The sequence below is a fragment of the Leifsonia sp. HAY1-4F genome, from assembly GCF_056755275.1.
Map to the genome: position 1 here is coordinate 1 of NZ_JBNDHX010000126.1, position 10056 is coordinate 10056.

The 10056-nt window shown below is 63.7% G+C and carries 7 protein-coding genes; 4 read left to right on the plus strand and 3 right to left on the minus strand.

Annotated elements, in window-relative coordinates:
* Positions 1-1392, minus strand: a 1392-nt coding sequence (locus ACPYOG_RS17350) for a hypothetical protein (RefSeq protein WP_481295404.1), incomplete at its 3' end; no start/stop codon positions are given.
* A gap of 443 nt (positions 1393-1835) precedes the next feature.
* Between ACPYOG_RS17350 and ACPYOG_RS17355 the strand changes: the two genes are divergently transcribed.
* Complete coding sequence (locus ACPYOG_RS17355; RefSeq protein ID WP_481295405.1) at positions 1836-2591, plus strand: phosphatase PAP2 family protein; 756 nt, start codon at positions 1836-1838, stop codon at positions 2589-2591.
* On the opposite strand, the gene ACPYOG_RS17360 is transcribed toward ACPYOG_RS17355, so the two are convergent.
* Positions 2588-3400 carry a DUF1206 domain-containing protein gene (locus ACPYOG_RS17360; protein ID WP_481295406.1) on the minus strand — a complete coding sequence of 271 codons (813 nt, stop codon included), beginning with the start codon at positions 3398-3400 and terminating at the stop codon, positions 2588-2590. The two genes, ACPYOG_RS17355 and ACPYOG_RS17360, sit on opposite strands and share 4 nt — an antisense overlap.
* 39 nt (positions 3401-3439) lie before the next feature.
* Here ACPYOG_RS17360 and ACPYOG_RS17365 point away from each other — a divergent pair, with 39 nt between their 5' ends.
* Positions 3440-4192: a phosphatase PAP2 family protein gene (locus ACPYOG_RS17365; protein WP_481295407.1), complete on the plus strand. Its 753-nt coding sequence runs from the start codon at positions 3440-3442 to the stop codon at positions 4190-4192.
* Between the two features lie 110 nt (positions 4193-4302).
* Entirely contained in the window at positions 4303-5616 is a 1314-nt protein-coding gene (locus ACPYOG_RS17370; protein ID WP_481295408.1) for an MFS transporter, read from the plus strand.
* Between the two features lie 73 nt (positions 5617-5689).
* On the opposite strand, the gene ACPYOG_RS17375 is transcribed toward ACPYOG_RS17370, so the two are convergent.
* Positions 5690-8530 carry a discoidin domain-containing protein gene (locus tag ACPYOG_RS17375; RefSeq protein ID WP_481295409.1) on the minus strand — a complete coding sequence of 947 codons (2841 nt, stop codon included), beginning with the start codon at positions 8528-8530 and terminating at the stop codon, positions 5690-5692.
* Between the two features lie 229 nt (positions 8531-8759).
* On the opposite strand from ACPYOG_RS17375, the gene ACPYOG_RS17380 reads away from it, so the two are divergent.
* On the plus strand, positions 8760-10013 hold the full coding sequence (locus ACPYOG_RS17380) for an extracellular solute-binding protein (protein ID WP_481295410.1): 1254 nt from the start codon (positions 8760-8762) through the stop codon (positions 10011-10013).
* Positions 10014-10056: the final 43 nt, after the last annotated feature.

The following is a 10056-nucleotide window of genomic DNA, read 5'->3' on the forward strand; positions in this document are numbered from 1 at the left end:
GTACGCGACGTACTGGTCGTTTCCGCTGGTGAGAAGTCGCTGCGTCACTTGCATTCCGGCCCAGGTCGATCCCACTGTGCTTGTCGAAACGACACTCGGGTTGGGATCCGGGTAGGTGTAGCTTTCGCCCCCCGGCGCGCAGTCGAGCGGGCCCGGGGGCGAAGCGGCAGGGGTGGTCGTCGAAAGGCTCCAGGTCTGTGCTCGCAGGTTTCCGCTGTTGGAATACAGTCCGGAACGGCCTCCTACGACCGCGGGGTCAACGACCGCCATGGTGTAGGTCTGGTCTGCAAGCGTGGCGCTCGAGGCAGCGTTGATCACCTGCGAACGCAGGGAGTTGCCCGTGCGGGTCAGCGTCAGATCGAGTTGCGTGCCATACGCGGCAACAATCGTGCCGCTAGCGAGCACACCAGTGGACGTGCTGTTGGTCATCCGCAACAACTGCCAGCGACCGTTGGTGCCCGTCCCTGAGCCGGTCGTGACCCGGAGCACGTAGTAGTTCAGGCTGGAAGCAGTGGTGCCCTGAAGGTTGCCAACCACGCCAACCCACTCGGAGCCTCCAGGGGTTCCCGTTGTGACGATGTTCACCCGAGTGGAAACGGTGTAGTTGTCGCCGAGGGGGAGAGGGCTATAGGTGGCGACGGAGTTGCTGGTTGCGCTGCTTGCCAGAGCGGCACCGCTCGCGATGCTCCAGGTGCCGCGGTCTGATGTCCACGAGCTCCCGAGGGCTCCGTCGGCGCGTTCGAAATCATCCGCGGCGGGGATCGTCGTCGAAAGGCTCCAGGACTGCGCCCGCAGGTTTCCGCTGTTGGAGTACATCCCAGCGCGGCCCCCGGTGACGGCCGGGTCGGCTGTGGTGTACGTCTGGTCGGCAAGCGTGGCGCTCGAGGTCGCATCGACTACCTGAGACCGCAAGGAGTTGCCGGTGCGGGTCAACGTCAGATCAAGTTGTGTGCCATACGCCGCAACCATGGTGCCGCTGGCGAGCACGCTAGGGCTCGTGCCGTTGGTCATCCTCAGCAGCTGCCAGCGCCCGTTCGTTCCGGTTCCGGAACCGGTTGTGACCCGAAGCAGGTAGTAGTTGAGGTTCGAAGCGGTGGTGCCCAGAACATTCCCCGCGACGCCTGCCCACTCGGATCCGCTGGGGGTGCCCGTTGTCACGATATTGATGCGGGCGGAGACGGTGTAATCAAGAGCGATAGGCATTGGGTTGTACGTGGCGACGGCGTTGCCGGTCGTGCTGCTTGCCAGGGCGGCACCGCTCGCGATGCTCCACGTGCCGCGGTCCGATATCCAGGAACTCCCGAGGGCTCCATCGGCGCGTTCAAAGTCGTCCGTCGCCGGGCTGGTCGCTGCTGCTGCGCTGAGTGGGCCCGCTAACGCGAGTGCCGTCACGACCAACACCGGAACGAGGAGTCTTGCGACAGCTCGTTTCGGTCTTGAGGTGGGTGAGTACGTCATTGTCTCTTCCTTTCGTTGGGTTCCGACCAAACCGCGCTTCCCATCGACGAGGGAAGTGCTGCCTCAGTTGCGAGACGTCATGACCACAGCCAGGGCTCGACAGCAGAATCGTCTTCGCTGGTTGCGTGCACCGTTGCTTGTCCTATCGGCGAGGAGCTGAAATTGCTGCGGAATCACAATGGCGAAACGTTACGCGCAAATCAGTCGCAATTCAAGCTTGAGTCTCTATCGCGAGCTGATCTAGCCGAGCGCAAGGGGCGCATGCAGGGCGAATCGTTTCAGCATGGCTAACGGAAACAGCTGGCCACCGCCCTACCGCTTCATCGGAGGAACACTACGGTGGGGGAGAGCGCCGTGCGGCGCGGAGGGGAGGGACGATGGCCGCGTCGCAGGGCGAGCGTGGGACGATGCGTCGCTTTCACGAGAAGTTCGTCGTCGAGGTCAGAACGGTGCCCGCGTCCTCCCGCCGGAACCTCTACATCCTGTCCATCGTGCTCGGCGCCGTCGGGTTGATCGCTTTCCTCGTGGTCCTCGACTCCGTGCGCGAGAGCGACGGCCTCTCGGTGATCGACAAGCCGGTGCAGGCCTGGTTGGAGGGGATGCGGTCGCCGGCGCTGACGGTCGTCATGACGGTGGTCGCGACCATCTTCGGTCCGATCGCGCTTCCCATCATCGTGCTGGTCACTACGGTGTGGTGGGGTTTCGCCGCGAAGCATGCGTGGCGTCCGTTGCTGCTTGCCGGAGGCATGCTGGTCGGTGTTGCGACCGTCCAGATCCTGGCTCCGGTCATCGGCCGTGAGCGGCCGCCGATCACCTCCATGCTGCTCGCGGTGGACCACACTCCCTCGTTCCCGTCCGGACATGTGATGGGTGCGACCGACTTCCTCCTGATCACGACGTATCTGGTCTTCTCGCGCCGCAGGCACCCGGTGTCGGCTGTGATTGCTTTCGTCGTCTCGGCCGCGCTCGCCATCCTGACCGCCGCGTCGCGGGTGTATCTGGGCTACCACTGGCCGACGGATGCGTTGGCCGCGATGTCGCTCTCGCTGATCGTGGTCGGGGGTGTGATCGCGGTGGACACGTGGCGCACCATCAGGGTCGCAACGTCAGACCCAACGGCGGGCGGCGGCTAGAGAAGGGCCAGTCGCGCTCGGAAGAAGGCGTAGATTCCGTAGGCGATCCACCCGATGCCGATGGCGATCAGCACGGACGCGCCGAACGGGACGCTCAAGAACGCCTTCAGCGCGCCATCCAGTCCGGTCGTCTTGCCTGGATCGTTGGTCGAGGCACCGACGATGAACAGCACCCCGACGGCGCCGAGTGCCACGCCGCGGGCGATATAACCGACGACTCCGAGAACTCTCACCGCGGTGCCCCGAGGTCCGGAGGGAACCCTGATGTCGCGATCGAACCGCTGCGTGACGCCCTTGAACACCATGAAGCCGCCGACGCCGAGAAGGGCGAGCCCGATCGCGACCACCAGGAAGATGCCGCCAGGGGTCGAGAGCAGCTTCGCTCCGAACTGGCTGGTGGATTGGGCTGAACTCGCACCGCTGCCGTTCGCGAAGACGTAGGCGGTGTAGGCCAGGACGAGATAAACGACTCCTTTGACCACGTTCTCCACGATGTGGGTCGCGCGCGCGCGGGCCCCTTCCCAGGAGCGGTCGAGGAAGGCGCTGAGCAGCAGCCAGAGACCGAGCGCGGCGAAACAGATGGCGGCTGCCCACAACAGGAACTGCCCGCCTGGTGCGTGGGCGAGCTCCGCGAACGCTCCCGACTGGTCCGCCTCTCTGCCCTCGCTCGTACCGGTCGCCAGAGCGATCGCGATCAAGCCGATGAGGATGTGCAGGAGACCGCTGGCCACGAAGCCGGCGCGGGCCAACCCCCGCACGACACTGTTGTTCTTGGCCGTGCGAACCGCCTGCTTCGCTGTAGGGCTCATCGCGCCCAGCATACTGAGGGACGAGCCTACGATCGGATGATGGACGAGAACATTCAGGAGGTCGTCGAAAGCGACGCGCCGGGTGAGGTGCGTATCGCCCGACTGTGGTGGGTCGTGTCCGGCGTGGTCGCGCTTCTGCTCGTCGTGCTGCTCGCGGCCGTGATCTTCTACCGGGAGGCCGACAAGCCGTTCGGCTTCGAGGTCGAGTGGATGGGTGAGCTGGTCGAGGCACGCGCCCCGGTGTGGACCGTCCCCGCACTCGTCCTCAGTTGGATCGGCGGCGGCATCGCCTCGCTCCTTCTCGTGCCGCTCGTCATCGTGGGTGCCCTGCTGATCTGGCGGCGCCCATGGGGTGCCCTCTATTACGTGATCGCGGCCGTGACGAGCGTGACGCTGACGACGATCATCAAGAATCTCGTGGGTCGTCCGAGGCCCACGGAGATCCTCGTCACCCCTGATTTCGGGTCGTTCCCGTCCGGTCACAGCGCGAACGCGGCGCTCATCGCGACGACGCTCGGCCTGATCTTCTGGCGGGCCTGGGTCTGGATCGGCGGCGCGATCTACACCGTGCTCATGATGCTCAGCAGGACCTACCTCGGTGCCCACTGGATCTCGGACACCGTCGGCGGAATGCTCATCGGGGCCGGAGTCGCGGTCATCCTCTGGGCGCCCTTCGCCTTCCGGCTGTATCGGGAACGACGATTGCCCCATCCGCCGATCTGGGTGAAGGTCGAGCGGAAACCGTCGAGCCCTCAAGCGGATGGTCGAAGCCGCTCCCGCTCCGATCAGTGACCTGCCCTGATGCGTCGGGTGCGTGAGTTGCTTCGGTCGTTGCCATGCTCACCTGATCGGGTCCATCATGCGTGGGTGACGACTCCGGATGAGGCGATCGGCTGCGGGTCATGAACCCGGCGGCTCGTCGAGTGCAGCGCGTCTACCTGACCCTGATGCTCGGCAACACCCTCGCGGCGTCGTTGATCTGGGGCATCAATACGCTCTTCCTGCTCGACGCCGGGCTCTCGAACTTCGAGGCATTCGCCGCGAACGCGTTCTTCACCGCCGGCATGGTGATCTTCGAGATCCCCACGGGCGTCGTCGCCGACACGGTCGGACGGAAAGCGTCGTATCTGCTGGGTACGATCACCCTGTCGGTGACGACCGGCTTGTACTGGATGCTGTGGCTCTGGCACGCGCCGTTCGTCTGGTGGGCCATCGTGTCGGCACTGCTCGGCCTGGGCTTCACGTTCTTCTCCGGCGCGGTGGACGCCTGGCTCGTCGACGCGCTGGCGTTCGCCGGGTACACCGGAAGTCTCGAAGCCGTGTTCGGCCGCGGCCTCGTTGTCACGGGGATCTCGATGTTCACCGGATCGGTTCTCGGCGGGATCATCGCCCAAGCCACTGATCTCGGCGTGCCCTTCCTGCTGAGAGCCGGGGTGCTCGCCGTCATGCTGGTGTTCGCCGCCATCGTGATGAAAGACCTGGGCTTCACGCCCGACCACTCGATGCGCCCGTTCGCTGCCACCAGGAACGTGCTGAAGCAGTCCATCGATCACGGGCTGCGCAAACGGTCGGTGCGCTGGGTGATCCTGTCGGCGCCGTTCGCCTCCGGCGTCGGTATCTACGCCTTCTACGCGCTGCAGCCGTATCTGCTCGAGCTCTACGGAGACAAGACCGCGTACTCGATCGCCGGGCTCGCCGCTGCCATTCTGTCGTTGGCGCAGGTCGCCGGCGGCATGCTCGCCTCGCGCATCCGGAGGCTGTTCGCGAAGCGCACGACGACGGTGATCGGGGCATCCCTGGTGAGCATCCTGATTCTCGTGGCGCTGGGGGTGACCAGCCTGTTCTGGTTCGCGGTCGCCTTCCTGGTGATCTGGGGTTTCGTGTTCGCGGTTGCCGGTCCGGTTCGCCAGGCCTACCTGAACGACATGATCCCCTCGAAGCAGCGTGCGACCGTGCTGTCCTTCGATTCGCTGTTCGGCAGCCTCGGCGGGGTCTTCATCCAGCCGGCACTCGGACGCGCGGCCGACCTCTGGGGCTACGGCACGTCGCTGGTCATCGGCGGAGCGGTCGAACTGATCGGCATCCCGTTCCTGTTCGCCAGCCGGCGCCAGAAGGACCCGGCTGACACCAAGACAGTGCAGGCGGACTCGGCGCCGGTCGAGCCGGGGGCCGCAGCGGCGGCCGACCCGGATGCGGCCGGCCCGCGCTCATCGTGAACTCCGAGCCATTTCACGTTTTTCCGATGAGTCATCGGGCCGGCCTCCTCTCGCGTTGCTTGCTGACTGTGCGTCAGTAGGACGACCAGACAGTCACCTCGTCGATTGACCACCATTGCGGAGCGACGCCGGTTTGGGTGATGCGAATATAGCGAGCTGACACAGGCGTGACCGAGATCGGTCGCTTCCATCCGTACGCCATCCCCGTACCGACCGTGGTCCAGGTCGTACCGTTGGTCGACACCTGCAGGGTGTACCCGCGGGGATAGTCCCAGAGCGCGTTGGACGGCGTCTGCACGGTCACCATCGCGACCGTGTGTGACGAACCCATGTCGATCTGGTACCACTCGCCACCTGCTTGCGACTGTCCGCTGTTCCACCGTGTGGCACTGTTGCCGTCGATCGCTCCGCCGACCGAACCACCCGGGCCGGTTGATGATGCGGTTGCGGTCCAGCCGCTGGTCGAGATGGCCGTCGGCGCGTACGTCGAGAGGCCCCCGGCGTATTTGGACACGTCTGCGATCAGTCGTGGGTTGGCAGTGAAGTTGGCCGTCCCGAACCGGTCGATCTTTTGGATGAACGTGGCCGAGTCATCGGAATTGATGACCGGGACGGGTGCTGGGTCCCCATAGTAGAAGCCCCAGTAACTGAAGCCGTCGGTCGCGGACCCGCGAACCTTGTAGCTCCAGTTCGACCAGGACACGTTCAGCCCGTTGAGCCCTGCCATGAACTTCGACCAGACGTCATCGTTGTAGTACAGCGAGTACTCGCCGTAGAGCACGGGAACGCCTGGACTCGACAGCTTGGACGGTAGCGAGGACAGCTGGTTGTTCACCAGGTTGTCTTGCGCGGTCCAGTCCTTCGAGTTGGGCATATCGTATGGGTGCAGCTCGTAGACCACGTTCGTCCAGCCATAGGTGGTCGGAGCTGCGATGGCGTTGTAGTCGAAAAAGGCACCGAGGAAGATCGCGTGGTTCGGATCGATCGCCCTGACGTCGTTGTACAACGTGTTGTAAACGTCGCTCTTCTGCGTCACATCGGCCGAGTCTTCGCCGTAGTCGATCAGCGGCTCGTTGATGAGGTCGTAGCCGGCGACGCCGGGGTTACCGACGTACCGCGTGGCGATCGCCTTCCAGATGCCCTCGACCCAGCTCTGGTAGGTGGAATTGCCCCAGAACCCTGCCGGGTTGGGACCGACCCGCCCACAACTTCCCCACGGGCAGTCGCCACCCGGGACAGTGTGCAGGTCGATCAGCACATACATTCCTCGGGCGCTGGCCTGGTTGATGATCCAGTCGATTTTGGTCCACGGGCTGGATTTCCACGTTCCGTCGAGGTTGAGGAACGTATTCCATCCGATCGGGACCCGCAAGAAGTTGATGCCCATCGACTGCAGATTGTCGAGGTCGGTGGTTGTGATCCAGGTGTTCTGGTGTTCATCCAGGATCGTCTGTGCGCCTGGCGTGCCGAATCGACTGGCCATTGTCTGTTGAAGCGAGAAGTCGTCGTTGTAGAGCGCAGCAGTGATCTCACCGATCGACCACCATGACGTCGATGACGCGGTGAGCGTCATCCGCAGGTAGCGCGCGGCGGTGGCCACGAAGTCGATCGTCGTCGCCTTTCGTTCACCTACGCCTGTGGCGACTTGTGTCCAGGTGGTGCCATCGCGGGAGGTCTCGAGTTTGTAGCCGCGCGCGTAGTCCTGTTCCGAGGTCGAGTTCTTCTCAGTGTCGATCGTCACGTTGTCGACGGTGATGAGCGCACCCATGTCGATCTGGTACCACTGGCCGCTGGCCTGCGGTGCGCCCGTGGTCCAGCGTGTAGTCAGGTCGCCGTCGATGGCGGATGCGACCGCGGTCGAAGTCGAGGCCGAGACCGCCCAGCCACCGCGATCGAGTGAGGTTCCCGAGTAGATCGCCACTTCCGCGATGGTCCACCAGTTGACGGACGTGCCGTTGGAGGCGAGGCGGATATAGCGCACCGTCTTCGATCCTTGGAAGTCGGCCAGCACCGTTCGGTTCGTTCCGTAGCCGGACGCGATCTCGGTGTAGTTGGTTCCGTCCGTCGAGCCGAGGACGTCCCAGGTTCGCGGATAGTCGTTGGGTGCACCTGAGCCGGAGTCGAACAGCACCTTGTCGAGGTCTTTGTTCTTGCCGAGGTCGATGGTGTAGGTCTGGCCGGGAATCTGCGCCGTTCCACTGTTCCACGATGTGGTCTCGTTGCCGTCGAGAGCGGCGGCCGCCGTGGTCCCGCTTCCGGTCGATGACGCTGTGGCCGAGCTTGTACCGTTGAAGAGCACGGGATCATTGAAGAGGTTGAACTCGCCGACCGACCACCAGTTCGTTGCCGTTCCGGTTTGCGAGACTCGCACGTACCTGTCGACCTGGGCTGGGAAGCGCGCGGTCACGACGTCGGCCGTGTTGGTCGCTTTGGCGACGCTCACCCACGTCGTCCCGTTCGTTGACACGCTCACGTCGTATTGGCGTGGGAAATCTCCGGCGAAATCAGTGCTGTTCACAGACAGCCTGTTGAACAGGGTCGGCGCCCCGAGGTCCATCTGGAGCCATTCCGTCCCGCCCTGCGCGAGACCTGTCGTCCAGCGCGTGCTGTCGCTGCCATCGATGGCGTTGGCGACGGAGGCGCCCGCCGAGGCGCTGGCCACCCAGCCGGTGCGATCCACGGCATACTCGCCGAGTGGAGACATCCAATCCTCTTGCGTGAGCCAGCCGCCGAGGTTCGTGCCGCGGAGGTTGACGGTGGATCCGGAACCGGAATTGTTCTTGAGAACGGATCCGCTTGCCTTGAGGAAGTCGGATGCGCCCAGTGCAGCTGCGTTCGCAGCCGTCGGAGCACTGACAAGTGCTGCAATACACGCGGCGACAGTGACTGCCGCGATCAACCATCGTTTCTTCATTGAAACCTTCCCTCATCCCTAGAAGACCGCGATCACGCGGCATGTGGATACCCTTTGTCCACCGCGCCATTGTTCACCGAGGAACGAGGCTTTGTCTATATCTTTCGATAAGGTCTGAATTATGCTCGAACATGCGGACCGCCGGCTCTTGACAGGCTTCCAGCAATGGTTATGATAAGGCATAAAATAAGTGCTGTCCTCCCCGAGCACCAAGTCAAAAGGAATCTCAATGATGAGGAATTTCAAGAAGGCGATCGTTCCGGTCGTCGTGGCCGGATTGGCCTTCGCTCTCACCGCGTGCAGCGGTGGAACGTCCGCAGACACAGCCAAGGACGCGAGCGGTCCTCTCACCGTCTGGGTGATGGGCGACTCGAGTAAGAACTTCGAAAAGCTCGTCGAACCCTTCGTGAAGTCCAGCGGCCAGAAGGTTGATGTCGTCGCCATTCCGTGGGACAGCATCGATCAGAAACTGACCACCGCAGTCGCGTCCGGGTCCGGCCCGGACGTCGTGCAGATCGGGCTGACGAAGCTCCGATCGTTCGCAGACTCAGGGGCGCTCCTGCCTCTCGACGGCAAGATCGCGGCCTACCCGAACCTCGCGGCGTCGAAGTTCGCCGATGGAGTCGGCGGCAAGGCCACTGCTGTCAACGGCAAGATCGTGAGCGTTCCGTGGGTCGCCGACACCCGCGTTCTCTTCACCCGTACCGATATCCTCGCGGCAAGCGGCATCGACAGCCCGCCGACGACGTGGGACCAGCTTCGCGCGGATGCCAGAACTCTGACCCAGCGCGGCCCGAACAAATTCGGCTACTACATTCCGCAGTGGGATAACGCCCTCCCGGTGGAGATGACGTGGGACTTCGGCGGTGACATCGTCAACTCGAAGGGTGACATCGATTTCAACACCACCGCCTTCCACAACGCCGTCGACCTGTACACCGGGCTCTACGCCGACAAAAGCGTTCCGACGAACGCCGACTTCGACCAGACTCAGGGCTTCGTGTCCGGAACCGTTCCGATGCTCGTCAGCGGCCCCTACCTGGCCGCGGGAATCAACGCAGCCGCACCGCAGCTGGCCGGCAAGTGGACCGTGAGCACGCTACCCGCAGCTGATAAAGGCACCTCACTCTTCGGCGGCTCCAACCTCGGCATCTTCACGACGTCAAAGCACCAGAACGGGTCGCTCAAGCTCCTCGATTTCCTCTCGAAGAGCAGCACCCAGCTCAATTGGTACACCATCAACGGCGAGCTGCCGACCGTGAAGGCCGCACTGAACGACTCCACCTTCACCTCCGACCCGCTCGTCAAGGTCTACACGAAGCAACTCGCCGACGCCAAGGTGCTGCCCATCATCCCCAACTGGGACGGCGGCGTCGGAACGAACTTGTTGAAAGCGCTCAACTCGATCGCCCTGACACACAGCGACCCGAAGAGCACACTCGAGACGTTCTACCAGTCCACGGCGGGAATCTCGGCCAAATAGATGGGGCTGTCTCTTATACACATCTGACGCTGCCGACGACGGA

Bases quoted from the DNA above. Each gene is read 5' to 3' on its own strand.
- ACPYOG_RS17355 (WP_481295405.1), top strand. From the start codon at position 1,836: ATGGCCGCGTCGCAGGGCGAGCGTGGGACGATGCGTCGCTTTCACGAG.
- ACPYOG_RS17360 (WP_481295406.1), bottom strand. From the start codon at position 3,400: ATGAGCCCTACAGCGAAGCAGGCGGTTCGCACGGCCAAGAACAACAGT.
- ACPYOG_RS17365 (WP_481295407.1), top strand. From the start codon at position 3,440: ATGGACGAGAACATTCAGGAGGTCGTCGAAAGCGACGCGCCGGGTGAG.
- ACPYOG_RS17370 (WP_481295408.1), top strand. From the start codon at position 4,303: ATGAACCCGGCGGCTCGTCGAGTGCAGCGCGTCTACCTGACCCTGATG.
- ACPYOG_RS17375 (WP_481295409.1), bottom strand. From the start codon at position 8,530: ATGAAGAAACGATGGTTGATCGCGGCAGTCACTGTCGCCGCGTGTATT.
- ACPYOG_RS17380 (WP_481295410.1), top strand. From the start codon at position 8,760: ATGATGAGGAATTTCAAGAAGGCGATCGTTCCGGTCGTCGTGGCCGGA.